General features: G+C 72.1%; 25 protein-coding genes and 1 pseudogene. 17 read left to right on the top strand and 9 right to left on the bottom strand.

Features of this window, described 5'->3' with window-relative positions:
• Window positions 1–103 precede the first annotated feature (103 nt).
• Window positions 104–1483: a hypothetical protein gene (locus ACIPXC_RS15005; protein WP_401617294.1), complete on the top strand. Its 1380-nt coding sequence runs from the start codon at window positions 104–106 to the stop codon at window positions 1481–1483.
• Window positions 1484–1540: 57 nt separating this feature from the next.
• On the opposite strand, the gene ACIPXC_RS15000 is transcribed toward ACIPXC_RS15005, so the two are convergent.
• On the bottom strand, window positions 1541–1936 hold the full coding sequence (locus tag ACIPXC_RS15000) for an SHOCT domain-containing protein (protein ID WP_401617291.1): 396 nt from the start codon (window positions 1934–1936) through the stop codon (window positions 1541–1543).
• Window positions 1937–2111: 175 nt separating this feature from the next.
• Here ACIPXC_RS15000 and ACIPXC_RS14995 point away from each other — a divergent pair, with 175 nt between their 5' ends.
• Window positions 2112–2774 (top strand): GAP family protein, encoded by a 663-nt coding sequence (locus tag ACIPXC_RS14995; protein ID WP_401617288.1) that lies wholly within the window; start codon window positions 2112–2114, stop codon window positions 2772–2774.
• Window positions 2775–2839: 65 nt separating this feature from the next.
• A complete protein-coding gene (locus ACIPXC_RS14990; protein ID WP_401617285.1) occupies window positions 2840–3403 on the top strand; it encodes a potassium channel family protein in 564 nt (187 codons plus the stop codon).
• Between the two features lie 124 nt (window positions 3404–3527).
• Here ACIPXC_RS14990 and ACIPXC_RS14985 read toward each other — a convergent pair whose 3' ends face one another.
• From ACIPXC_RS14985 to ACIPXC_RS14975, 3 genes are all read right to left on the bottom strand, one after another.
• On the bottom strand, window positions 3528–3953 hold the full coding sequence (locus ACIPXC_RS14985) for a type IV pili methyl-accepting chemotaxis transducer N-terminal domain-containing protein (protein WP_401617281.1): 426 nt from the start codon (window positions 3951–3953) through the stop codon (window positions 3528–3530).
• Window positions 3954–4075: 122 nt separating this feature from the next.
• The gene (locus tag ACIPXC_RS14980; protein WP_401617278.1) at window positions 4076–5452 is read right to left on the bottom strand and encodes an FAD-binding oxidoreductase; all 1377 of its coding nucleotides are present in this window, start codon (window positions 5450–5452) and stop codon (window positions 4076–4078) included.
• Window positions 5453–5519: 67 nt separating this feature from the next.
• Window positions 5520–5819, bottom strand: a complete 300-nt coding sequence (locus ACIPXC_RS14975) for an antibiotic biosynthesis monooxygenase (protein ID WP_401617275.1) — start codon at window positions 5817–5819, stop codon at window positions 5520–5522.
• Between the two features lie 156 nt (window positions 5820–5975).
• Here ACIPXC_RS14975 and ACIPXC_RS14970 point away from each other — a divergent pair, with 156 nt between their 5' ends.
• From ACIPXC_RS14970 to pucL, 5 genes are all read left to right on the top strand, one after another.
• On the top strand, window positions 5976–6716 hold the full coding sequence (locus ACIPXC_RS14970) for a PP2C family protein-serine/threonine phosphatase (RefSeq protein WP_401617272.1): 741 nt from the start codon (window positions 5976–5978) through the stop codon (window positions 6714–6716).
• A gap of 300 nt (window positions 6717–7016) precedes the next feature.
• Entirely contained in the window at window positions 7017–7220 is a 204-nt protein-coding gene (locus ACIPXC_RS14965) for a cold-shock protein (RefSeq protein WP_030030412.1), read from the top strand.
• A gap of 195 nt (window positions 7221–7415) precedes the next feature.
• Entirely contained in the window at window positions 7416–7790 is a 375-nt protein-coding gene (locus ACIPXC_RS14960) for a hypothetical protein (protein WP_401617269.1), read from the top strand.
• A gap of 172 nt (window positions 7791–7962) precedes the next feature.
• A complete protein-coding gene (locus ACIPXC_RS14955; RefSeq protein WP_401617266.1) occupies window positions 7963–9312 on the top strand; it encodes an aspartate aminotransferase family protein in 1350 nt (449 codons plus the stop codon).
• A 269-nt stretch (window positions 9313–9581) separates the two neighbouring features.
• Window positions 9582–10499 carry a factor-independent urate hydroxylase gene (gene pucL, locus ACIPXC_RS14950; protein ID WP_401617264.1) on the top strand — a complete coding sequence of 306 codons (918 nt, stop codon included), beginning with the start codon at window positions 9582–9584 and terminating at the stop codon, window positions 10497–10499.
• A gap of 69 nt (window positions 10500–10568) precedes the next feature.
• On the opposite strand, the gene ACIPXC_RS14945 is transcribed toward pucL, so the two are convergent.
• Window positions 10569–11033 carry a histidine phosphatase family protein gene (locus ACIPXC_RS14945; RefSeq protein WP_401617261.1) on the bottom strand — a complete coding sequence of 155 codons (465 nt, stop codon included), beginning with the start codon at window positions 11031–11033 and terminating at the stop codon, window positions 10569–10571.
• 193 nt (window positions 11034–11226) lie between these two features.
• Between ACIPXC_RS14945 and ACIPXC_RS14940 the strand changes: the two genes are divergently transcribed.
• The 4 genes from ACIPXC_RS14940 to ACIPXC_RS14925 all read left to right on the top strand — a co-directional run bounded on the left by ACIPXC_RS14940 (window position 11227) and on the right by ACIPXC_RS14925 (window position 13056).
• On the top strand, window positions 11227–11469 hold the full coding sequence (locus ACIPXC_RS14940; RefSeq protein ID WP_401617258.1) for a hypothetical protein: 243 nt from the start codon (window positions 11227–11229) through the stop codon (window positions 11467–11469).
• Window positions 11470–11726: 257 nt separating this feature from the next.
• Window positions 11727–12329 carry a hypothetical protein gene (locus tag ACIPXC_RS14935; protein ID WP_401617255.1) on the top strand — a complete coding sequence of 201 codons (603 nt, stop codon included), beginning with the start codon at window positions 11727–11729 and terminating at the stop codon, window positions 12327–12329.
• 103 nt (window positions 12330–12432) lie between these two features.
• On the top strand, window positions 12433–12828 hold the full coding sequence (locus tag ACIPXC_RS14930; protein WP_401617252.1) for a hypothetical protein: 396 nt from the start codon (window positions 12433–12435) through the stop codon (window positions 12826–12828).
• Between the two features lie 57 nt (window positions 12829–12885).
• Window positions 12886–13056, top strand: a complete 171-nt coding sequence (locus tag ACIPXC_RS14925; RefSeq protein ID WP_401617249.1) for a hypothetical protein — start codon at window positions 12886–12888, stop codon at window positions 13054–13056.
• A gap of 110 nt (window positions 13057–13166) precedes the next feature.
• On the opposite strand, the gene ACIPXC_RS14920 is transcribed toward ACIPXC_RS14925, so the two are convergent.
• The 3 genes from ACIPXC_RS14920 to ACIPXC_RS14910 form a co-directional block, all read right to left on the bottom strand.
• Window positions 13167–13571, bottom strand: a complete 405-nt coding sequence (locus ACIPXC_RS14920; protein WP_401617246.1) for a hypothetical protein — start codon at window positions 13569–13571, stop codon at window positions 13167–13169.
• A gap of 75 nt (window positions 13572–13646) precedes the next feature.
• A complete protein-coding gene (locus ACIPXC_RS14915) occupies window positions 13647–14045 on the bottom strand; it encodes a RidA family protein (protein ID WP_401617243.1) in 399 nt (132 codons plus the stop codon).
• A gap of 49 nt (window positions 14046–14094) precedes the next feature.
• Window positions 14095–14574: an RrF2 family transcriptional regulator gene (locus tag ACIPXC_RS14910; RefSeq protein ID WP_401617605.1), complete on the bottom strand. Its 480-nt coding sequence runs from the start codon at window positions 14572–14574 to the stop codon at window positions 14095–14097.
• Between the two features lie 125 nt (window positions 14575–14699).
• On the opposite strand from ACIPXC_RS14910, the gene ACIPXC_RS14905 reads away from it, so the two are divergent.
• The 4 genes from ACIPXC_RS14905 to ACIPXC_RS14890 all read left to right on the top strand — a co-directional run bounded on the left by ACIPXC_RS14905 (window position 14700) and on the right by ACIPXC_RS14890 (window position 19593).
• Window positions 14700–15527 carry a hypothetical protein gene (locus ACIPXC_RS14905; protein ID WP_401617240.1) on the top strand — a complete coding sequence of 276 codons (828 nt, stop codon included), beginning with the start codon at window positions 14700–14702 and terminating at the stop codon, window positions 15525–15527.
• Window positions 15528–15606: 79 nt separating this feature from the next.
• Window positions 15607–17598, top strand: a complete 1992-nt coding sequence (locus ACIPXC_RS14900; RefSeq protein WP_401617237.1) for an FUSC family protein — start codon at window positions 15607–15609, stop codon at window positions 17596–17598.
• A gap of 37 nt (window positions 17599–17635) precedes the next feature.
• Window positions 17636–18337 (top strand): hypothetical protein, encoded by a 702-nt coding sequence (locus ACIPXC_RS14895; protein WP_401617234.1) that lies wholly within the window; start codon window positions 17636–17638, stop codon window positions 18335–18337.
• Window positions 18325–19593, top strand: a complete 1269-nt coding sequence (locus ACIPXC_RS14890; RefSeq protein WP_401617231.1) for a sensor histidine kinase — start codon at window positions 18325–18327, stop codon at window positions 19591–19593. Before ACIPXC_RS14895 ends, ACIPXC_RS14890 begins: the two co-directional genes overlap by 13 nt.
• A 93-nt stretch (window positions 19594–19686) precedes the next feature.
• Here ACIPXC_RS14890 and ACIPXC_RS14885 read toward each other — a convergent pair whose 3' ends face one another.
• Entirely contained in the window at window positions 19687–21783 is a 2097-nt protein-coding gene (locus ACIPXC_RS14885; protein ID WP_401617228.1) for a PhoX family protein, read from the bottom strand.
• Window positions 21784–22188: 405 nt separating this feature from the next.
• Between ACIPXC_RS14885 and ACIPXC_RS14880 the strand changes: the two are divergent.
• A pseudogene (locus ACIPXC_RS14880) lies at window positions 22189–22697 on the top strand (hypothetical protein); the annotation flags it as partial.

Raw genomic sequence — 22697 nt, 5'->3', positions numbered from 1 at the left:
AGGGCCCAACTGAACGGGCGGTCCGGTACGGCTCCGGATCCAATGGCAGGGCGTGGCCGTCCAGCCGCGCCCCCGCCCCTGCCCAGCCGTCCCCGGGAGTGCCATGAGCGAGCCGTCCCCGTCCCCCGGCGACCCGCCCGGCGCGGCGCCGACCGCCCACCCGGCCGCGGGAGCCGGCGGCGGATCCCGTGGGGGGCGCATCGCGAAGAGCACCCTCTCGGCGGTACTGATCACGCTGACGTGCATCCTCGTACCGGTCTCGCTGCTCACCGTCTGGGTGCACGACATCGTGCTGGACACCGACCGGTACGTCTCCACGGTCAAGCCGCTCGCCTCGAACCCCGCGATCGAGGAGGCCGCCGTCCACCGCATCACGGAGGCGGCCGACGTGCGGGTGGACGGCTCCCAGGTCGCGGCCGACCTGGCGAAGTGGCTGGAGTCCCAGGGGCTGCCGCCGCGTGTGGGCGCGGCGGTCAAGGCACTGGGCCCGCAGCTGGACTCGGCCGCCGACCAGGTTGTCTCCGCGGTGGCGACCCGGTTCGTCGAGAGCGACCGCTTCGAGAACGTGTGGACCGTGGCCAACCGGGCCGCCCACAACGCCGTGGTGCACGCGCTCACCGGCGAGGGCCGCGGGGCCGTCGGTGTCGACGGCGGCACCGTCACCCTCGACGTGGGTGAGGCCGTCGACAGGGTCAAGGAGGAGCTCGTGGCCGCCGGGGTCTCCCCGGCGGAGAAGATCCCCGAGGTCAACAAGCAGCTGGTGCTCTTCCAGAGCGACGAGCTGGGGCGGATCAGGAGCGCCGTCCGCCTCCTCGACGTGCTCGGCAACTGGCTGCCGGTCCTCACGGTCGTCCTCGGCGCGGCCGGCGTGCTGCTCGCCCGGCGCCGGCGCCGGGCCCTGGTGACCACCGCGCTGTGCGCCGCCTTCGCCTGTCTGCTCGTCGCCGTCGCCCTGGTCGTGGGACGCCGTTACTACCTCGACCACCTCCCTCCGGAGGTGCAGTCCCCGGCCGCGGCGGCGGCCGTCTTCGACACGCTGGTGCGGTTCCTGCGGGTCAGCCTGCGGACCGCGATCGTCCTCGGCATCGTCGTGGCGCTCGGCGCCTACCTGTCGGGAGCCGGCCGCCTGCCGCGCGGCCTGCGCGGCAGGGCCGACCGTACGGCCGACTCCGCGGCGCTCTGGGGTGCCGGGCACGGAGTGCGCACCGGCGGGACCGGCCGGTGGGTGGCGGCGCACCGTCAGGCGCTGACCGTGGGTGCGCTGGTCGTGGTCGCGCTCGTGTTCGCGCTGTGGAACCACCCGACCGTGCTGACGGTGCTGTTGCTGGTGCTGATCCTGCTCGTGGTGCTCGCCGTACTGGCTCTGCTGGCGGCCGGCGGCCGCGTCGACGACGGCGCGAAGGCGGGCGCGGGCGCTGCTCCTGGTGCCGGTCCGGGACCGGGTCCGGGTCCGGGACCGGGCGGTCCGCCGGAGCGCGGATGAGTCCGGCGGTCCCCGCCCCGGACGGGGTGGGGACCGCCGGCTCGGTCCGGGTGCGGTTCAGGCCAGGATCCTGGCTTTGGCCCGGTCGAACTCCTCCTGCGTGATGTCGCCCTTGTCCTTGAGCGCGGAAAGTTTGCTCAGCTCGTCCGCACTGCCGCCGCCGCCACCGCCGACGGCCGCCTGCTGGACATAGGAACGGAAGGCCGCCTCGTTCTCCTTCATCTGCTTGGCGTCCCGTTCGTGCATGCTGCGACCGCGCGCGATCACGTAGATGAACACGCCGAGGAAGGGCACCAGCAGCACGAGGACGAGCCATCCGGCCTTCCCCCAGCCGTGCAGGCTGTGGTCACGGAAGATGTCCGTGATGATTTTGAAGAGCAGGAAGAACCACATGACCCACACGAAGAACCACAGCATCGTCCAGAAGAGATTGAGAAGTGGATAGTCGTCCATACCCGACTCCGATCATGCACGTGGTACTTCATTGATACAGGCGGGTCCGTCGCTCCGCACGCGGAGCGGACGGCGCATCTTTTGCACCCGTACGCGTGGCGGGGCAACCATGGAGGCATGAACATTCCCTTCCCGGTTCCGGAGTAGGGGTCAGTACACCGACGAGGAAAAGCCGATGGTGCTTGACCTGATCGTCATCGGGCTGATCATCACGCTCTATCCGCTGCCCGTCATGGCCTTCGTCCTGGTGGTCTCCGCGCCCCGCGGGCTGTGGAAGGGCCTCGCCTTCATCCTCGCCTGGCTCGGCTGCCTGGTGGCCGTGATCACCATCGTGCTGCTGCTGACCGGTGGTGAGCCCCCGCCGCCCCGCTCTCCCCCGGCCACCGCCGGCCTGGTGGTCCGACTGGCCATCGGCATCGGGCTCGTCGCGTACGCCGAGTACCGCCGCCGCCGGGCGCCCCTTCCGCCCGGTCCCCCGGCGGAAGGGGACACGCACGCCCTCACGTCCCGGATGGACCGGGCGTCCGCCTGGTCGGCGGCCGGGCTCGCCGTGCTCCTGCAGCCGTGGGGCATGGTCGGGGCGGCCGCCGCCACCGTCGTCGAGGCGGACCTCTCCCAGGGCGGTACGTTCCTGGCCCTGTTCGGCTTCTGCATCCTGGCCTCCGCCACCCTCCTGGCGATGGAGCTGTTCATGGTGTTCGCCCCCGAGCGGGCGGCGCTGGCCCTCACGGGCATGCGGGCATGGCTGTCGGACCACAAGGACCCGGCGATCGTCCTCGCCTGTCTCCTCCTCGGCCTGTGGCTGGTCGGCAGGAGCCTCTACGACCTCACGCGCTGACGGTGGGGCCGGCGCAGGCCGGCGCTCGGGTCGCCGGATGCGGGCCGGGCCGTTCTCCTGAAGGCATGGAACGCAACGCAGCCCGTCACCGCCGGCGCGTCCTGCTGGGCCACTGCCTGCGTGCGACGGGCTCGGCGGCCCTGCTCACGACGCTCTACTTCCTGGCGCCCCTGCAGGGCGGGTTCGGCGTCCTGACGGTCCTGACGCTCGTGCTGGGGCTGGCCGCGTTCGGCCTGCTGACGGTCTGGCAGGTGGGTGCCATCACCCGGGCGGAGTATCCGCGGCTGAGCGCCCTGGAAGCCATGGCCACCGCCGTTCCGCTGTTCCTGTTCGTCTTCTCCGCCACGTACTTCACGCTCTCGGAGAGCATCCCGGGCACCTTCTCCGAGGCCCTGAACCGCACGGACGCCCTGTATTTCACGGTGACGGTGTTCGCGACCGTGGGCTTCGGGGACATCGTCCCCGTGACCGGGACCGGCCGGGTGCTGACCACCGTGCAGATGATCGCCGACCTGGTCGTGGTGGGTGTGATCGCCAAGGCCCTCTTCGGCGCGATGAAGATCGGAATGCGCCGGCGGGGCGGCGCCGACCACGGGGGACCGCCGTTCGTGGACGACGAGGAGCCCTGACGCGGAGCCCTGACGCGGAGCCCTGACGAGGAGCCCTGACACGGGAAGGACCCCGCCCGGTTCGTTCCCCCGGGCGGGGTCCTTGCGCGCCTCGTCCGGGGACCGGTGGCCGGTCACCCCGTCGTCAGCACTTGAGACCGGAGGTCGCGGCCGTCGCGGCCTGGTCCAGCGACTGGATCTGCGGCTGCAGCTGGGTGAGCGCGTCCTGGCCGGTGGTGTCGCCCGGCAGGTCCTCGTAGCCCTTCTTCAGGTTCTCGGCGGCGGACTGGACCGCCTCGCGCTCCGCGTCCTTCATCTTGCTCGCGTTCTCCTCGACGTTCTCCCAGTCCTGCTGGACGGCGTCGTAGGCGTCCTTGATCTGGTCCTTGGTCGCGACGGCGGGGTTCAGGGCCTTCAGCTTGGCGTTGTCGGCCTTGAGCGCGTTCAGGTCGGTGCACAGGTCGGCCGCGGCCTCGGTGGCCTCCTCGGCGGGGGAACTGTCGTCGGAACACGCGCTGAGGCCGAACACCGCGCTCAGGCAGAGCACGCCGATCACCGGCAAACGCTTCATGGAGGGGGCCTTCCTCGATCAGGCAAACCAGGCGTACGGGACCTTCCGGTACTACGACAAAATATGCACAACTGGACACGGTCCGCATCCGCACCGCTCCGCCCCGCCACCGGCCCGACCCCCTAGGCTGCGGGCTGGATGTTCTGGTTGAGGTGGAAGAGGTTGCCCGGGTCGTACGTCCGCTTGACCTCGGCCAGACGGTCGTAGTTCCCCTTGTAGTTGGCCCTGATCCGGCTCTGGTCGTCCTCGGCCATGAAGTTGATGTAGCCGCCCTCCTCCGAGTGCGGGGCGGTGGCCTCGTAGTAGTCGCGGACCCAGGCGATGTTCGCCTCGTTGTCCGCGGGGTCCGGCCACATCCCGGCGATGACGGTGGCGAAGTTGGCGTCTCGGTAGGCGAAGGCCGTCTCGTCCGGCCCCACGCGGTGACAGGCACCGTTGATCGGGTAGATGTGGACCGTCGAGTTCACGGCGGGCAGCTTCGGACCGTGCACCAGGTGCGCCTCGATCGCGGAGTCGGTCAGCTCCGTCACGAAGTTGGCCTTCCAGTAGTGCTGCAGGCCCGGCGGCACGAGCGCGTCGAAGGCACTGTTGAGCGCCGGGTACGGCATGGGGCCGACGTGCTCGGCGACCACCGGGGCGAAGTCGTGGAAGACCCTCATGGCCTTCTCGCCCTCGTCGAGCGGCCCGGCCCAGCACCCCACGATCAGGGCGAAGGGATCCCCGTGCCGGTCCTCCGGGATGAACGGCAGCGGCGGAGCGAGCTGGAAGGCGGGGAAGCCGCCGAGCTGCTCCGGGGCGTCGGCGATGTACTCGGCGAAGGAGCGCAGCACGGTGGCGGCGTCGTCCAGCTCGAAGAGCATCGGCCCGCCGTAGATGTCCGCGACCGGGCTGAGCCGGTACTCGAACGAGGTCACCGCGCCGAAGTTCCCGCTGCCGCCGCGCAGCGCCCAGAAGAGATCGGGATTCTCCTCCTCGCTCGCCACGAGGACCCGGCCGTCCGCCGTCACCACATCGGCCGAGACCAGGTTGTCGCAGCTCAGCCCCAGCCCGCGGCACAGGTAGCCGATGCCGCCGCCGAGGGTGAGCCCGCCGATGCCGGTGGTGGAGATGATCCCGCCCGTGGTGGCCAGCCCGTAGGCGTGGGTCGCCGCGTTGAAGTCGCCCCAGGTGGCGCCGCCCTCGGCACGCGCCGTGCGGCGCGCGGCGTCGACGCGGACCCCGCGCATCCCGGACAGGTCCGCGACCACGCCGTCGTCGCAGGTGCCGAAGCCGGGCACGCTGTGACCACCGCCGCGGACCGCGAGGTCCAGCCCGTTCTCCCGCGCGAAGTCGACCGTCGCCATGACGTCGCCGGCGTTGGCGCACCGCACGACGGCGGCCGGCCGACGGTCGATCATGGCGTTGTTGACCGCGCGGGCCTCCTCGTAGGCGTCGTCGCCGGGGGTGACCACCGCCCCGCGCACGCGTTCCCGCAGCTGGTCGATCGAGAGCTTGCCCATGACCATCGCTCCTCGTCCTTCGTACCTCTCCCGCGCCGCGCCGGGACGCGTGCGCCGGATGCTGCCGCTACGGCCCCAGATGGCTGAAGCCCACCTCGAAGTGCTCGACCCCGACGACCTGCTGGCCCTCCCGGCGCGCGGTCTCCTCGCGGATCCGGTGGGCGAGCTCCTCGCTGTCCCGCATGCTCTGCTCGTCCTCCCACAGAGTGAGCGACTTGGCCTCACCGGTGGCCCGGTCGACCAGGTAGTAGACGCCCAGGAAGCCGGGGACGTCCCTCACCTGCCGGACGATCTGCTCCGAATGCGCGCCCAGGTCCCCCTCCGCGGGGACGGGTGATCCCTGGTAGGTGCTCAGCCTCGCGAACATCTGCGGCAGTCCTTCCTGGCCCGGCCACCGTCGGGGGACAGGCAGCTCCAGGACCAGCGTCCTCCGGCAGACCGAGCCGCGCATGCCGGAGCGGCGCGACAATGGTGGCGGGGGGACGCGTCTGCCGGTGCCGTTACGGAGAGGCGGGACGTCGAGGTGACGTACATAGCTGTGACCGCCCTGAGCCATGTGGGGCTGGTCCGCGAGCACAACGAGGACAGTCTCGTCATCGGTCCGTGGACCCTGTGCGGGACCGTGACCCAGAACCCCCAGACGCTGGTGTTCCCCTTCGGCAGACCGCTCGTCGTCGCGGTCGCCGACGGGCTCGGCGGACAGCCGGCCGGTGAGGTGGCCAGCGAGCTCGTGGTGCGCCAGCTCTCCTCGCTCGGCCCCTCGCTGGACTGCGCGGAGGCCGTCGGTGACGCACTGGACCTCTGCAACGACGCGGTGTACGCGGCCGCCGACGGCAGGCCGGACCTGACGGCCATGGGGACCACGGTCGCGGGCGCCCTCGTCCTGGCCGAGTCGCTCCTGTCGTTCAACGTCGGCGACAGCAAGGTGTTCCACGCGGGGCGGGACGGGCTGCGCCAGGTGAGCGTGGACGACAGCCCGCCGCCGGCGCCCGGGCACCGCACCACCTCCGCCGTCACCCAGGTGCTCGGCGGCAGCCGCGGGCGCACGACGATCACCCCGCACATCGGGACGTTCACGCCGGCCGAGGGCGACCGCTACCTGGTGTGCAGCGACGGGCTGACCGACCCGGTGCCGGACGAGGCGATCGAGGAACTGCTGCGGGTGCACGACGACGGCAGGGCGGCCTTCGAGCTGTGGAAGGCCGCGATCGACGCGGGAGGCCCCGACAACATCACGCTCGCGCTGGTGCGGATCGGCTCCTGACGGGGGAATTCCGGCATCACTTCCCGAGCTTCCGGACCGCTCATCGCATTTCCGGACCGTAAACCGAACGGGCGACGCCGGAATTACCGGAAGGAAAGATGTTCCCGGCCCGGCGCTTTTCCCTGTGCTACGGTGACGCCAGTTGCGGTTGAGGTCCCCAAAAAGCTTACAAGTGCTCTCACCCGATCGTCCGGTGGGCGCACTTTTCATTTCCGGTTCAGATTTCCGGTCGGGGCAATCATCTCGGCGACGCCGGGTCCGCACAGTGCGGCCCGGGCACTGCCCCAAAGGAGAAATCTCATGGCATCCGGCACCGTGAAGTGGTTCAACGCGGAAAAGGGCTTCGGTTTCATCGAGCAGGAGGGCGGCGGCGCGGACGTCTTCGCCCACTACTCCAACATCGCCACGTCCGGCTTCCGTGAGCTCCAGGAGGGCCAGAAGGTCACCTTCGACGTCACGCAGGGCCAGAAGGGCCCGCAGGCCGAGAACATCGTTCCCGCCTGACCCACCCGCCTGACACCGGCGACGGCGACGGCCGATTCCCGACGGCTGATTCCCGACGGCGACGCGAGAACGCCCGCGCGGCCCGCACCCCTGGGTGCGGGCCGCGCGCCCGTTTCCGCGCACCCGCCGTGAATCGGCCGCCGCCGCGGCGCAAGCGCCGCCCGGAAGCAGGCCCGCTTGCTAGAGTCCCTGCCCATGTCGATCCCTGACGACCTGCTCCACGACATCGCCGCCATGGTCGAGTCGGAGCAGACCAATCAGATGTCCCTGACGGTCGTCGTGAACGGCGCCGTCATCACCGGCCGCCTCGCCCCCGAACGCGTCTGGCGCGAACGGGTCGCGGAGGTCCTGCGGGACTCCGAGCAGCTGGGCCCGTTCGCCGACGTCTTCAGCTCCACCGCCGCGACCACGGCCAGACGGCCCGCGGGCCCGCCCTCGCACCTGCACTTCCACGTGGCACGCATCCTGCAGGGACCGGTGGGCATCCCCGAGACCGGCGGGATGTACCGGATCGCCCTGAGCGACGTCAGCGCCTGGACCGTCGGGGACTTCAGCTACTCCGACCATTAGTCCGCATGCGCATCTCGATGCCGTGGCCCTGGAGGTACGGGGCGAGGACGGGAGCGGCGTCGGCGCCGGGGGAGCGGGCTCGGATCCGGCGGGTCCGGCGGGCCGGGGCCGCTGCGCGCGACGCGGCCCCGGCCCCCGCCACGTCCACATCCTGGACGACTACGCTCGTTTCATGAACGCAGAAGCCGACGCCCTCACGACCGTGAAAGACGCTGACCGGAAGCACGTCTTCCACTCCTGGTCGGCGCAGGAGCTCATCGACCCGCTCGCCGTCGCCGGCGCCGAGGGGTCGTACTTCTGGGACTACCAGGGCAACCGCTACCTCGACTTCTCCAGCGCCCTGGTCTACACGAACATCGGCTACCAGCACCCCAAGGTCACCGCGGCCATCCAGGAGCAGGCGGCCAGGCTCTGCACCGTCGCGCCCGGCTTCGCCGTCGACGTACGCTCCGAGGCGGCCCGGCTGATCGCCGAGCGCACCCCGGGCGACCTCGACAAGATCTTCTTCACCAACGCCGGGGCCGAGGCGGTGGAGAACGCCGTCCGCATGGCCCGGCTGCACACCGGACGTCCGAAGGTGCTGTCCGCGTACCGCTCGTACCACGGCGCCACCTCCACCGCGATCAACCTGACCGGCGACGCCCGGCGCTTCGGCAACGACTCCGCGACCGCGGGCGTCGTGCACTTCTGGGGACCCTTCGCCTACCGGTCGCCCTTCTACGCGACGACCGAGGCCGAGGAGTGCGAGCGGGCCCTGCGCCACCTGGAGGACACCATCGTCTTCGAGGGCCCGCAGTCCATCGCCGCGATCATCCTGGAGACCGTCGGCGGCGCCCCCGGCGTGCTCGTGCACCCCGACGGCTACCTGGCCGGGGTGCGCGCGCTCTGTGACCGCTACGGCATCGTCTTCGTCCTCGACGAGATCATGGTCGGCTTCGGGCGCACGGGGAAGTGGTTCGCCTCCGAGCACTGGGACGTCACACCCGACCTGATCTGCTTCGCCAAGGGCGTGACCAGCGGCTACGTACCGCTCGGCGGTGTCGCCATCTCGGCGGCCATCGCCGAGACCTTCGCCCGTCGGCCCTACCCGGGCGGGCTGACGTACTCCGGGCACGTACTGGCCTGCGCGGCGGCCGTCGCCACCATCGGCGTCATGGAGGAGGAGGGCGTCGTCGAGCAGTCCGCCCGCACCGGCTCCGAACTCCTCGGACCCGGCCTGCGCGCGCTCGCCGAGCGCCACCCCTCGGTCGGGGAGGTCCGCGGCCTCGGCACGTTCTGGGCCCTGGAACTCGTCCGCAGCAAGGAGACGCGTGAGCCGCTGGTCCCGTACAACGCCGCCGGGGCGGACAACGCGCCGATGGCGGAGTTCGGGGCCGCGTGCAAGAAGGGCGGGCTCTGGCCGCTCGTCGCGGGCAACCGGATCCATATCGCACCGGCCTGCAACATCTCCCCCGAGGACGTGGCGAAGGGGCTGCGGATCCTCGACGAGGCTCTGACGGTGGCCGACGCTCACACTGTCTGACCTGCGCTTCTGTGGGGTCGCCCAATCCGTTGGTACCGGTGTTCGGAGGATCCGTGCGGGGGTCAACCCGCCGTGCGCATGCTGCAATCCGTGCAGGCCACGAATGCCTGAACAGGCCGAGCACCACCTACGGACCGGGATGCACGTCAGTCCCGGGGCGGCCCCCTCGGGGCCGAACGGCGGGGAGCGGGACGACGACCGCTGGACGCCGGGCGTACGGGATCCAGAAAGACGGACTCCGTGTTCCCGAGTACCCGAAGGAAGACAGCATGAGCAAGCACGTCCTGGCCCAGAACCAGTACGGCAAGGCCGAGAACCGCATCGTCAAGGTCACCCGCAAGGGCAACGACGGTTCCTGGCACGAGATCCGCGACCTCAACGTCTCGGTCGCGCTCCGCGGTGAGTTCCGCGACGTCCACCTCACCGGCGACAACGCCAACTGCCTGCCGACCGACACCACCAAGAACACGGTGTACGCCTTCGGCAAGGAGCACGGCATCGAGTCCCCGGAGGCCTTCGGCATCCTGCTCGCCAAACACTTCGTCTCCTCGCAGGCACCGATCCGCGAGGCCCAGATCCGCATCGAGGAATTCGCCTGGGAGCGCATCCCGGTCCCGACCCGCAAGGAGCAGCACTCCTTCGCCCTCAAGGGCCAGGAGGTGCGCACCGCGCAGATCACCTACAGCGAGACGACCGGCCTCCAGGTCATCTCGGGCCTGAAGGACCTCACGGTGATGAACTCGACGAACTCCGAGTTCCACGGCTACATCAAGGACGAGTACACGACGCTCAAGGAGGCGTACGACCGCATCCTGGCGACCAAGGTCACCGCGCGCTGGGCGCACTCGGCGCTGGCCGCCGACGACCGCGGGTACGACTGGGACCAGGCGTACAAGAAGGTCCGCAAGAACATGCTGGAGGCCTTCGCGGAGACGTACTCGTACTCGCTCCAGCAGACCCTGAACCAGATGGCCGAGCGGGTGCTCGACAACTGCCCCAAGGTCAACGAGGTGCGGCTCAACCTCCCCAACAAGCACCACTTCCTCGTCGACCTGGAGCCCTTCGGCCTGGGGAACGACAACGAGGTCTACTTCGCGGCGGACCGCATGTACGGCCTGATCGAGGGCACCGTCCACCGTGACGGCGTGCAGCCGGTCATCGCGACGTCCGACTGGATCGTGGCGTAGCGGACCCCCTCCCGCGCCGGTCGTGAGCCGGGCCCGGACCGCGTCGCGGGGTCCGGGCCCGGCCTCGCGCTACGCGTCGGGCAGTTCCTCCTGCGGCCGGCCCACGAGGAGGTTCCAGCGTCCGGCCCGTCCGGTCAGGGTGGTCACCCACTCCGGCCGGACGTCGAGGCGCCAGAAGGCGGCGGCCGGGAGCTCCAGGGCGTGCACCACGGCTGCCCGTACGACGGCCTGGTCGACCTCGACGCGGTACGTGCCCGGGGCCAGGGCGGCCAGCTCCGCCCCGACGCGGGCGATCAGCGCTTCCACGGACTCCCCGCCCGGCGGCGCGTACCCGGGGTCCGTCAGCCATGCGTGCAGGGCCTGCGGGGCCTGCGCGGCCACCTCGTCCAGGGTGCGGCCGGCCCACTCCCCGGTGTCCGGCCCGCGCAGGCCCTCGTGGCCGGGACACGGCCGTGCGTGACCGAAACGGCCCTGCCGGGCGGCCGTGTCCAGTGGGGGGCGCACGAGGTGGACGCGCACCGACTGACTCTTCATGAGGGGAGCCTAAGCGCGCCGGCCCCGCCACCCTGATCTGGGACTTCCGCCTGGCGTCCCCGGCGATCCAGACCACGTTGTGGACGACTTTCGGCCTGACCTTCCGTTTTCTAGCCGAACGGGCCCTTGTGCCCGCACCCTCACCCAAGGAGGCTGTGCAGCCGACGAGTTGACGATGAAAGGCCGATAGTCCATGGCGACGGCGATCAGGGAATGGCGGGGCTGGACGGGTGCCGCACCCTTCTGGCTGAATTCCTTCCTGCTGCTCCTGGCCCCCTGCTGCGCCATCACACTGTTCGGCCAGATCGGCGTCATCGCCGCGCTGGCCGCGCTCGGCGGCCTGGCCCGCCACCTCTGGTACGGCGACTACGGCCATCCGGCCATGCACCTGGCCGCCGCGTTCATGGGGGCGGGCACGGCGGCCGTCGTCATGTGACCGCTCCGTCCCGGGCCGCCGGGCGCCGCCCGACCCCCCCCCTCCGGCTCTGTCGGGCCCTCACCCGTTCGGGCGTATCCGCGCCGCCCCCGGCGTCCGGTGCGCCCGACCGGCGCGAACTGCGAAGACTCCCCGATCGTGCGACGACACGCCCGTGACTCCATGTCAGTCTCCCGTGTTTCACGGTGTGCCGATGGGCAGAGGAAGTGTCCACTGCTCACATGACCCGGCCGCACGAGCCGGACAGGAGGAAGTCCATGCCCCGCGCCAAGTGGGTCGTCGCCTCTCTGACGGTGGCTCTGCTGGCCACCACCGTCGTGGTGTTGCAGCGGACCGAGGGCGGCACGTCCGCAGCCGCGACCACCGACGACGCTCTGCCCTCGCGGGCGCTGGGGCTCTCCGGCCACCGCCGTCTCGTGCGGGAGCTGGAACAGTCCGGCGGGAACGGCCCCGGTGAGGTGACCCGACCGCGCCGGGTTGCCGCCGCCGGGCCGCTGAGAACGGTCTCCGGGCCCCTGCGGGCCGCCCGGCCACTGCGGCTGCGCATCCCGAGCCTGGGCGTCGACGTGCCGTTCGGCGCAGACCGGGCGGAGGCCGCGTGGGACTCCGCAGGACCTGCTCCGGGCGCCGCCGGAACCGCGGTGGTGACCGGAACGGGGCTGCGGCTGGGGGAGTTGCGCCGGGGCCGGACGATCGAGATCCCGCGCGCGGACCGCCGTACGGCCGTGTTCACCGTCGTGGAGGTCTCGCCCGGCAGGGCGCCGGGGCGCGAGGAATCCCCCGGCCGCGCCCAACTGCGGTTGATCGGCGGGGAGACCGCCGTACTGGCCCGGCTGACCGGGCACCGCAGCAGCAGCTGACACCTGGCGGCCTGTCAGCCGTGGGGGGTGTCTTCGTCCCCCGGTCGGAGGCTTCTGGGGGTCCGTACGGGAGTCCTCCGGCGTGGCGGGGCACACCCCTCGCATGACCTGGAGGCGATACGCACGCACGGCACTGACGAGGGCGCTCACCGCGGCCTGCGTCGTGCTGCTGTGCGTGTTCGGTGCCGGTCCGGCCGGAGCGGCGGCCGCTGAGCACCGCCCGGCCTCCTCGGCCCCCGTGGAGCCCGCCGCTCCTGGTGAGCCGGCCGCTCCCGGTGAGCCCGCCGGGCCCTCGGAGGGCCAGCCCGATCCCGCTGCCGATTCCGAGGCACGCGCGGCGGTCCGTACGGCCGCGCGCGGCCCGGCCGGTGTGCAGCGGATCCCGCTCGCACTGTTTCACGTGAAACAGGCCGAGGCCCCGGGGCGCGGGCCCCGGGCGGAGGCGGCCGAACCGGCCCTGTCCCTGCGGACGGTACGGAGTGTGGTGCTGCGCTGCTGAGCGGACCGAGTCCCCAGCGCATCCCCCCACACCCCCTGAGCACCGTGAGGTTCCGCCATGCCCATCGACCCGTACGCCGCACTGAACGCCATGCTCCGCGCCGAGGTCACCCGCTTCGCGCCGCCCGTACGCCAGGCAGAGCCGACCGCCCCGCCGAAGACCCCGGCCCCGTCCGTCGAGGACGAGAGTGATCCGCAGCGGCCCGCGCCCGGCGGCTCGGCCGCGTAGCGGCCGCGCGAACAGGGAACGGCGCCGGCTCCCCCGCCCCGGGCCAGGGGGTGGGGGAGCCGGCGCCGCTGTGAGCCCGGCCGCTCGGCCCCGGGGCCGAGCGGCTCGGCTCAGTCCTCGTGCGTGTAGTAGCGGTAGAAGGCGGTGGCGCCGACACCGACGGCGACCGCCAGGCCGATCACCACGGACGACAGGATCGACTCGTTGGTGAGACTGTGCAGGTAGCCCACCGCGATACCGCCGAAGGCCCCGTAGGCGGCGGCGTGGAGTTCGCGCATCATCCGCGGGCCGACCCTCGCCAGACCGAACATGATCGCCGCGAAGATCACGCCGCACAGGATCCCGTACAAGACGTTGGCCACGGTGACCGGGCCCGACTGGCGCTCGATGAAGGCGCACCAGACGCCGTAGACCAGTCCGAGGAGCAGCGGCCTCACGTAGGCGCCCTTGCTCAGGTGGGTCATGTCCGGCATCTGCCGGTGCTGCCGGTGGGCAGCGGGTGCCGCATGTGCCATGACGGGCTCCTCTCTCCCATCCTCCAGGGCACACCCGCCACCTCCGCCCGGCAAGTGGATCAGCGGAGCGGGCGCTCAGGGCGTGCGCACCGCCACGGCGTCGATCTCGAAGAGCATGCCGGGCAGGGCCAGGGCGGCGACCCCGATGAGGGTCTGCGCGGGAAGGTCGGTGCCCCAGGTGGCGTGCAGGTGCTTCAGGAGCACCTCCAGCTTCCGCTGGTCGTGGTCGACGACGTAGGTGCCGATGCGGACCACGTCGGCGGGGCCGAGGCCGGCCGCGGCGAGCGCGGTGCGGAGGTTGGCGAAGGCCCGTTCCACCTGGTCGGCGAAGTCGTCGGAGACGACGTGGCCGCTCTCGTCGGAGCCGTACTGACCGGCTATGAAGACCTGTTCGCCCGGGGCGGAGACGACGTGGCTGTAGCCGTAGCCGGTCGGGGTGTGGAGTCCTGCGGGGTTGATGATGCTGCGCGTCATACCGAGCTCCCTGTGTCCGTGTCCGTGTCCGTACGAGCGGTGCCTGCTGTCACTGCGCGGCGAGCCAGGCGCGCAGCCGCTGCGGGGCCTCGGGGGCCTGCCGTTCGGCCTGCTGCCGGATCTCGTCGAGGTTCTGGGCCGCGAGCGCCCTGCGCCAGGCCAGTTCGGCCCGGCCCATGGCGTGCGCGATGGCGCAGTCCGCGGCGTCGGCGCCCTCGGCCGTAGGTGCCGCGCCGGGCCCCTGCCGGCGGATCTCCGCGCACCGGAAGGCCTCTTCGGGCCCTTCGACCGCGGCGACCACATCCATGAGCGAGACGGCGGCGAGCGGCCGGGCCAGCCGGAAGCCGCCGCGGGGTCCGGGGCTGGAGGTGAGGATGCCCGCCCGGGCCAGCGCCTGCAGCTGCTTGTTGAGGTAGGCCGCGGGCAGGTCGTGCCAGGCGGCGAGCCGCGCCGCCGTCACCGCGCGGTCCGGTCCGCTCCAGGCCAGGTTGACGCAGCTGTGCAGCGCCCACTCGACGCCCTCGCTCATCCGCATAACCTGGATACTAGATGTCCAGAATAGGGAGGGCAAGGATCCCACGCCGTCCGGGGACCCACCACCCGACCGCAGCAACACCGCTCGCGCCCCGGCCCGCCCCCGCTTTCCCTGGTGACGTGCGCAGCATCCTGTCGGCGGTTCTCATCGTGCTCGTGGCCCTCCTCGTGCCCGCGAGCGCCGTCGCGTACTGGGCCGACCGCGAGCTGGGCGACGCCGACCGCTACACCGCGGCCATGGCCCCGCTCGCCGAGAACCCGGCCGTGCAGGAGGTCGTCGTCACCCAGACCGCCCGCGCCCTCACCGGTCAGATCGACGCGGGCCCCTTCCAGGCGGGCGTGGACGCCCTGCTCGACGAGGCCCTGCACTCCTTCGCCGACACCCCCGCCTACCGGACGGCCTGGGACGCCGCCAACCGCGCCGCCCACGCCGCCTTCCTCCACGCGCTCACCACCGGCCACGGCAACGCCGTCACCATCGACCTCGCGCCCGTCATCGACCGGATCAAGAGCGAACTCGTCTCCGACCAGGTGCCCTTCGCGGACCGCATCCCCGTGACCCGGCTGTCCGTGGAGGTCATGGAGTACGACAACCTCGGCGCCCTACGGAAGGGGTTCCGCATGCTCCAGATCGCCGGCGTCTGGCTTCCCGTCCTGACCCTGGTCCTGGCCGTCTCGGCCGTCGCGGTCGCCGTCCACCGGCGGCGTGCCGTCATCGCCACCGGACTGGGCCTGGCGGTGGGAGCCGGACTGCTGTGGCTCACGGTGGAGGTGTGCCGCCGCCTCACCCTGGACGATCTGCCCGCCGACATCGACCGGGCCGCGGCCGGCGCGGTGTACGACGCCCTCACCGCGTTCCTGCGGACCACCGCCTGGATCGTCCTGCTGACCGGGCTCGCGGCGGCCCTGGCGGCATGGGTGACGGGACGACTACGCCGCACCCCATAAGCTCGGAAGGTACAACACGCGCAGAACGACGCAGAAGAGCGCAGAAGAACCGATTCGCGAGCGGCGGCACGGAAGCGGAATGAGCACCGAACGCACCGAACACATAGCGTCGCGGCGAGCCCGGCACCATCCGCTGGCTCCGCCCGCCTGGCTGCTCGAAGGGCTGAGGCCGACCACCGCGCCCGTCCCCTGGGCCGCCGCGGCACGGGCGGCGGTCGCGCTGTCCGTCCCGCTCGCCGTCGGCTTCGCCCTGAACGAGCCCGAGTACGGCGCCCTCGCCTCCATGGGCGCCCTGTCCGGGGTCATCGGCGACACCGCCGACGCCTACCGGATGCGCGTCCTGAACATCGCCGTGCCGCAGTTCTTCGGCGCCGTCGGCGTGGCCCTGGGCACCCTCGTCTACGGCCACGGCTGGGTGGCCGTCGGCGCGCTCACCCTCATCGCCCTGGTCTCCGGGATGATCTCCTCCATCGGCACGGTCGCCTCCGTGTCCGGGCTGCTGCTCCTGCTCAACGCCGTGGTCGGCGCCGGACTCCCGATGCCGCAGCCCTGGTGGACGGCCCCACTGCTGCTGAGCGCGGGCGGGCTGTTCGTCCTGGCCCTGACCCTGCTGGGCTGGCCCCTGCGCGGCCGACGGCCCGAACGGGCGGCGGTCGCCGCCACCTACCGGGCCCTGGCGGACACCCTGGAGGCCGCCGGAGGCCCCGCCGACCTCTACGACGAGCAACGCCGCCGGGTCACGCAGGACCTCAACCAGGCCTACGACCTCATCCTGGGCCGCCGGGCCCGGGTACACGGACGCAACCCGTCGCTCGTCCGCATGCTCGCCCAGCTCAACGTGGTGATCCCGCTCGTGGAGGCCGCACCCGCCGCACACCTGCGCGGCCGGCCGCTGCCCCCGCAGATCCCCGCCGCCGTACGGGAGCTCGCCACGGCCGTCGAGGAGGGCCGCACCGGGACACCCGCACTGGACCTGCCCCCCGCCACAACCCCCGCCGAGCGGGCCCTCGACGCCGCGCTGCGCCACGCCGCGGCCGTCGTGCACCTCGCCGAACCGGACCCGTCCAACGTGGACGACCGCCTCGGCCGGCCCGCCGCGCTCCGGGTGCGCGCGAAGCGGGCGGTGCGCGACATGATGCTGTCCGAGGCCTCCTGGCGCTACGGACTGCGGCTCGCCCTCTGCATCGGCCTCTCGCAGTCACTCGTGTCGGTCGTCGAGGTCGAGCGGTCCTACTGGATCGCACTGACCGTCACCTTCGTCCTCAAGCCCGACTTCGGCTCCGTGTTCTCCCGGGCCCTGCTGCGCGCGCTCGGCACCGCGATCGGGCTGGTCGTCGCCGCCGCCGTACTCGCCGAGGTACCGCGCGGCTGGTGGGACGTGCCGGTGATGATGGTGCTCGGCGCACTGATCCCGGTCTTCTCCGCCAAGGGGTACGCCTTCCAGACCGCCGCGATCACCCCGGTGATCCTGCTGCTCTCGGACCTGCTCAACCACCAGGGCTTCGACCTGATCCGCCCCCGGCTGCTGGACAGCCTGATCGGCTGCGCGATCACCCTGACCGCCGGCTACCTGCTGTGGCCCGAGAGCTGGCACACCCGGATCGGGGACCGGCTCGCCGACACCGTCGACGACGCCGCCCGCTATCTGGAGCGGGCCTTCGCACCGGCCCCCGACGCCGCCCTCGCGGCGGCCCGGACCGCCCGGCTCCAGGCCCGGCGGCGGCTCTACCGCGACCTGTCCGGCGTACGCAGCGAGTTCCAGCGGGCACTGACCGAGCCGCCGCCGACCGGCACCCGGGCCGCCGCATGGTGGCCGCTGGTCGTCGCCGTGGAACGGATCGTCGACGCCTCCACCGCCGCCCGGGTCCGCGTCAACCACGGCGCCCCGCCACCGGCCGCCGACGAGGTGGCCGGACTCGCCCGGCAGCTGCGCGAACTGGCCGGCCGCGTCCGCAGCAGCACCACCCCGGTACGGGTCGAGGGCGAGCCGGGAGGCGACGGGGCGGGCGTCCTGGCACCCGTCCACCAGGAGCTCGCGGCGGCCCGGGCCATCACCCAGCCGGAGCGCTGACCGGGCCGGGAGGCACCGGACGGGGGAGCATCGGAGCATGTACCGCGCCCCGGCCGCCCTGGCCCTCGCCCTGCTCCTGACAGGGTGCGCCGACGTGGAGGGGCTGCAGAGCGAGGGCGACCTGGGCACGGTGCACGCCCCGCAGAGCCTGTGGAAGGACATCCGCCCCGATCCGCCCGACCCCGCCCTGCAACCGGGCACGGCCACCGTCCTCCCGGGCCTGCCCGAGGTCGCGGACCGGAGCATGCGCGGGGTGAACCCGGTGAGCGTCGTCCGCGCCGACATCACCTCCGCCACCGAACAGGACGGCGGCACGGGCCGGCTCGTCGACCCCCGGGCCGTCCAGCGGCTCGCGCTCTGTACACAGGCTGTGGACGGCGGCCCCGACTGCCCGCTGCGCCCCGCGGTCTTCCACGACCTGACGGGCAACGGCCGCGAGGAGCTGATCACCGCCCTGGACCTCGACGGCCGGCTCAACGAGCTGCGGGTCTACACCGTCCAGGACGACGGCAGGATCGCCCGGATCCTGTCCCGGCGGGCGGTGCTGGAGGGAGTGGAGGTGGCCGCCGAGCACCTGGCGATCCGCGAACCCACGTCGAACCCGGCCTACGTCGCCGTCTCCGACTACGTGTGGGACCCGAAGGCCGGGATCATGAACCTCAGCCAGCTCACCCTCGACGACTGCGCCTCCCTCACCGGCGTCCCGCTCAGCCCGGACGCGCAGCGATGCACGCGCTGAGCAGCCTGCGCTGGAAGATCGCCCTGACCACCACGGCGGTGTGCTGCATGGTCGCCGCCGCCCTCGGAATCCTGGTGCACAACGTGGTCGCCCGGCAGATCGTCGGCGAGGTCCGCAAGGACGCGGACACCGCCCTGGAGCACGCCCTCAGCCACTACGAGTACGGCACCACCCATGGCGACGTGAACGTCGTCCTCGACCCGCCCCAGCTGCCCCGCCCACTGCGCGACCTGGTCGCCCGCGGCGACACCGGCAGCATGGTCGGCTCGCTCGACGGCAAGCCCGTGATGTGGGCCGCGGCCCCCGCCGACCGTCAGGCCCTCGCCGTCTGGATCCCGTTCGAGGGCACCCGCAAGCGCCTGCGGGACATGGACACCGCGATCCTCGCCTCCGCCGCGCTGGCCGCCGGGGTGGTGGCGCTGGCCGGGCTCTTCCTCGCCGACCGGATCAGCCGGCGGCTGGCGAGGACCGCCGCCGTGGCACGCCGGATCAGCGCCGGGGACCTGGACGCCCGCGTGGGCTTCCCCTCCCGGGCGGACGAACGGCGGGCGGGCCGCCGCTCCCGGGACCGGGACGAGGTACGGGACGTGGCACAAGCACTGGACCTGATGGCCGGATCGCTCCAGGAACGGCTGGAGGCCGAGAAGCGCTTCACCGCGGACGTGGCACACGAGCTGCGGACCCCGCTCACCGGCTCACTGGCCGCGGCGGCCCTGCTGCCCGAGGGCCGCCCCAAGGAGATGATCAACGACCGGCTGAAGGCCCTGCACCTGCTCACCGAGGACCTGCTGGAGATCTCCCGGCTGGAATCGGGCGTGGAGCGGGCCGATCTCGCCCGGGTGGAGCTCGGCCGGGTGGTGGAGCGGGCCGCGGCGGGAGCCGGGCCCGCCGTCTCGGTACGGGTGGTCCGCGACGCGGCGGTGCTCACCGACCGGCGGCGCCTGGACCGCATCCTGACCAACCTGCTGGTCAACGCGCACAAGCACGGCCGGCCACCGGTCGAGGTGACCGTGGACGGGCCGGTGGTGACGGTCCGCGACCACGGTCCCGGCTACCCGCCGGAGCTGATCGAGCAGGGCCCGCAGCGCTTCCGCACCGGAGACCCCGGACGCGGGCGCGGCCACGGACTGGGGCTGACCATCGTGGCGGGCCAGGCGGCGGTCCTGGAGATCGCGCTGAGCTTCGCCAACGCCCCGGACGGAGGCGCGTTGACGACGCTCGGGCTTCCCGTCGGACGTCTGCCGGAGGGAAGTTGACCGATCCGGGGCGATACGGGCCGTGCTCCACCTGAGGATGTTTCACGTGAAACACGGCCCAGCAGGGCCCAACACGGCCCAACAGGCCACGGATCAGACGCCGATGTTCTTTCCGTCCTTGCGCCAGACCGAGACGACGGCCGGACGGACGATCTTGCCCGGGCCGTCGGGCCACACCGACTGCGGCTTCTCCACGGACGCGCCGTCGATCTCGCCCGGATGCTGGACGGCCACCACGACGCGCTTGTCCTGGATCAGCGGGCCGCAGGTCTCGGCGCCGCGCGGCACAGTGAGGAACTGCTTCAGCTCGCCCCGGCGCTCGCCCGCCGTCGCGACGCCGAACAGGCCGTCGTGGGAGCCGAGCTGGTTGCCGTCGGTGGAGATCCACAGGTTGCCGTGCGGGTCGAAGGCCACGTTGTCCGGGCAGGAGATCGGACTGACCTTGTCCTTCGGGAAGCCCGCGAAGTAGGTCGCCGGGTCGTTGGGGTCACCGGCGACCAGGAAGAGCCGCCAGGCGAAGCCGTCGCCGGCCGGGTCGTCGAAGTTCTCGGCGAGCTCCAGGATCTGGCCGTGCTTGTTCAGGTTGCGCGGGTTGGCCTCGGTGGCGCCTTCCTTGCCTGGCTTGCCGCGGTCGGTGTTGTTGGTCAGCGCCACATAGACGCGGCCGGTGCGCGGGGAGGGCTCGACGTCCTCGGGGCGGTCCATCTTGGTGGCGCCCACCTTGTCCGCGGCCTGGCGCGTGAAGACGTACACCTCCTCGGCGGTCATGCCCTCGACGTGCGAGACGTTGCCGGTGGCCAGCTTGATCCAGACGCCGGAGCCGTCGAACTCACCGTCGGAGGGGAGCTTGCCGGTGCCGTCGAGTTCGGCGGCCGGGCTGTCACCGGTGAGCTTGGCGACGTACAGGGTGCCCTCGTCGAGCAGCGTGAGGTTGTGCTCCTTGGCCGCGCGCGAATTGCCCTTCTTCATCCGCTTCGACGAGACGAACTTGTAGAAGTAGTCGAAGCGCTCGTCGTCGCCCATGTAGACGACCGGACGGCCGTCCTCGGTCAGCCGGGGCTGGGCGGCCTCGTGCTTGAAGCGGCCCAGCGCGGTCCGCTTGCGCGGGACGGAGTTTGGGTCGTACGGGTCGAGCTCGACGACCCAGCCGAAGCGGTGCGACTCGTTGGGCTCCTGGGCCACGTCGAAGCGCTTGTCGAAGCGCTCCCACTTGCGCTCGGTGGCACCCGAGGTCACGCCGTAGCGCTTCAGGCGGGCGGCGGCGGTGGGGTCGGTGACCTGGCCCGCGTTGCCGAAGTACTGGTTGAAGTTCTCCTCGCCGTGCAGGGTGGTGCCCCACGGGGTGGTGCCGCCGGCGCAGTTGTTGAGGGTGCCGAGCACCTTGGTGCCGGTGGGATCGACGGAGGTCTTCAGCAGGGCACCGCCCGCGGCCGGACCGGTCATCCGGAACTCGCTGGTGGCCGTCAGGCGGCGGTTGAGCTGGTGGCGGGTGACGGCGGTCAGCTTGCCGCTGCGGTGGTCCTCCTGGACGACGACCACGGACAGGCCGTGCGCGGCCCAGGCGATCTCAACCTGCTCACGGGTCGGGTTGGCCGGGTCGTACCCCTTGAACATCAGGACTTCGTCCGTGTACTCGTGGTTGGCCACGAGGAGCTGCTGGCGCTCGTAGTTCCCGCCGAGCGGGAGAAGGCTCAGGAAGTCGTTGTTGTAGCCGAACTGCCCGGCCTGCGCGGCGGCGGTCTGCTTGTCGGCGTTGAAGCCCGGGGCACCCTTGATGATCGGGTCGCCCCAGCGGATGACCACGTTCTGCTCGTGGCCCTCGGGGACGGTGACCTTGTCGTCGGTGTTCGGCGCGACGGCCTTGAAGCGCAGGCCGCGAGCGGCCTCGCCGGCCTTGCCTGCCTTGCCCGCACCGGCGGCCGAGGCGTCGGCGGCGGGCGCGGCGTTGGCGGTCTGCCCCGGGGTGCCGAGCGCGACCGCGGAACCGGCGGCGGTGGCGACCGTCACGACGGCCGCGGAGCGCAGCATCGACCGGCGGGAGTAGGCGCGGGCTATGACGTCGCCCGCGTACTCGTTGTCGCTGGTGTTCGGCACCTCGTGGAAGCAGGCGTCACCACAGCGGTAACGACAGGTGAGAGCGGACCGGCCGCTGCCATGCGGGTTGCCGATGAACGGCAGGAGCTTGCGCACGAGTGTCCTCCGAGTAGCTGCGTGGGCGCCGACAACGTGTCGGGACGATCCAGCCGCGACGGTAGGCCCGGGTTGCGCCGAAGCGGCGGCGCTGGGATGAACGATGGGTGAACCCGGCACGTCGGAGCGGCAGTTCGGGAACGGCCTGAGAGCCCCTGGGAGGCGGGCGCCACGAAAGGTGCCCCTGCCGAAGATCCAGCCGGGCGGCCGATAACCTTACGTGTCCACTCTGGGCAGGGATCAACCGCGCAGCACGGACAAATGACGCACGCACTCATGCGAAAGGCCTGGCCCATGGGTATTCGGAGCTTGTTGCGCAAGGTGTTCGGACGGTCTGCGGAACCGGTTCCGGAAACTTCGGACGCCACCTCGGCGGCTGTCCCGAACCAGGCGGAACGCAACCCCTTGGACGCGGCCGCCGAACTCGTGGCGGCGTCGTTCGACAACCCGACGGTTCCCCCGCAGTCCACGCGGGACCGCGAGCCCGGCACGGTCCTGACGGCCCCCGCCCCGGCCGCCGACCCCACGGTCCCGGAGGCTCGCCGCGCCTCCCCTGCGGGGTCGCCTGCGGGGTCGCCTGCGGCGAAGCCCGACGAAGAAACCCCGGCCGCCGCAGCCCCGGACGCGCCGCAGCCCCAGGCCGGAGCCGAGGCCGGAGCCCCGGCGGAGCCGGCCTCCGAGCCGCAGGCCCAGACCGAAACCCCGGCGGAGCCGGACACCCTCGCTGCGAAGCCGCAGGCAGAAGCCGACGCCCCGCAGACCCAGACCGAGGTTGCGGTGGACCCGGACGCACCCCAGCCCCAGGCCGAGACCCCGGCCGAGCCGGCCTCCGAGCCGCAGGCCCAGACCGAAACCCCGGCGGAGCCGGACACCCTCGCTGCGAAGCCGCAGGCAGAAGCCGACGCCCCGCAGAC

Origin of the sequence: Streptomyces sp. NPDC090021 (genome assembly GCF_044748225.1) — a bacterium.
In the GTDB taxonomy this organism is placed as follows: Bacteria; Actinomycetota; Actinomycetes; order Streptomycetales; family Streptomycetaceae; genus Streptomyces.
This window is presented reverse-complemented; position numbering and strand designations above follow the sequence as displayed.

Coding starts and splice junctions, on each gene's coding strand:
- ACIPXC_RS15005 (WP_401617294.1), top strand. CDS start 104: ATGAGCGAGCCGTCCCCGTCCCCCGGCGACCCGCCCGGCGCGGCGCCG.
- ACIPXC_RS15000 (WP_401617291.1), bottom strand. CDS start 1,936: ATGGACGACTATCCACTTCTCAATCTCTTCTGGACGATGCTGTGGTTC.
- ACIPXC_RS14995 (WP_401617288.1), top strand. CDS start 2,112: ATGGTGCTTGACCTGATCGTCATCGGGCTGATCATCACGCTCTATCCG.
- ACIPXC_RS14990 (WP_401617285.1), top strand. CDS start 2,840: ATGGAACGCAACGCAGCCCGTCACCGCCGGCGCGTCCTGCTGGGCCAC.
- ACIPXC_RS14985 (WP_401617281.1), bottom strand. CDS start 3,953: ATGAAGCGTTTGCCGGTGATCGGCGTGCTCTGCCTGAGCGCGGTGTTC.
- ACIPXC_RS14980 (WP_401617278.1), bottom strand. CDS start 5,452: ATGGGCAAGCTCTCGATCGACCAGCTGCGGGAACGCGTGCGCGGGGCG.
- ACIPXC_RS14975 (WP_401617275.1), bottom strand. CDS start 5,819: ATGTTCGCGAGGCTGAGCACCTACCAGGGATCACCCGTCCCCGCGGAG.
- ACIPXC_RS14965 (WP_030030412.1), top strand. CDS start 7,017: ATGGCATCCGGCACCGTGAAGTGGTTCAACGCGGAAAAGGGCTTCGGT.
- ACIPXC_RS14960 (WP_401617269.1), top strand. CDS start 7,416: ATGTCGATCCCTGACGACCTGCTCCACGACATCGCCGCCATGGTCGAG.
- ACIPXC_RS14955 (WP_401617266.1), top strand. CDS start 7,963: ATGAACGCAGAAGCCGACGCCCTCACGACCGTGAAAGACGCTGACCGG.
- pucL (WP_401617264.1), top strand. CDS start 9,582: ATGAGCAAGCACGTCCTGGCCCAGAACCAGTACGGCAAGGCCGAGAAC.
- ACIPXC_RS14945 (WP_401617261.1), bottom strand. CDS start 11,033: ATGAAGAGTCAGTCGGTGCGCGTCCACCTCGTGCGCCCCCCACTGGAC.
- ACIPXC_RS14940 (WP_401617258.1), top strand. CDS start 11,227: ATGGCGACGGCGATCAGGGAATGGCGGGGCTGGACGGGTGCCGCACCC.
- ACIPXC_RS14935 (WP_401617255.1), top strand. CDS start 11,727: ATGCCCCGCGCCAAGTGGGTCGTCGCCTCTCTGACGGTGGCTCTGCTG.
- ACIPXC_RS14930 (WP_401617252.1), top strand. CDS start 12,433: ATGACCTGGAGGCGATACGCACGCACGGCACTGACGAGGGCGCTCACC.
- ACIPXC_RS14925 (WP_401617249.1), top strand. CDS start 12,886: ATGCCCATCGACCCGTACGCCGCACTGAACGCCATGCTCCGCGCCGAG.
- ACIPXC_RS14920 (WP_401617246.1), bottom strand. CDS start 13,571: ATGGCACATGCGGCACCCGCTGCCCACCGGCAGCACCGGCAGATGCCG.
- ACIPXC_RS14915 (WP_401617243.1), bottom strand. CDS start 14,045: ATGACGCGCAGCATCATCAACCCCGCAGGACTCCACACCCCGACCGGC.
- ACIPXC_RS14910 (WP_401617605.1), bottom strand. CDS start 14,574: ATGAGCGAGGGCGTCGAGTGGGCGCTGCACAGCTGCGTCAACCTGGCC.
- ACIPXC_RS14900 (WP_401617237.1), top strand. CDS start 15,607: ATGAGCACCGAACGCACCGAACACATAGCGTCGCGGCGAGCCCGGCAC.
- ACIPXC_RS14895 (WP_401617234.1), top strand. CDS start 17,636: ATGTACCGCGCCCCGGCCGCCCTGGCCCTCGCCCTGCTCCTGACAGGG.
- ACIPXC_RS14890 (WP_401617231.1), top strand. CDS start 18,325: ATGCACGCGCTGAGCAGCCTGCGCTGGAAGATCGCCCTGACCACCACG.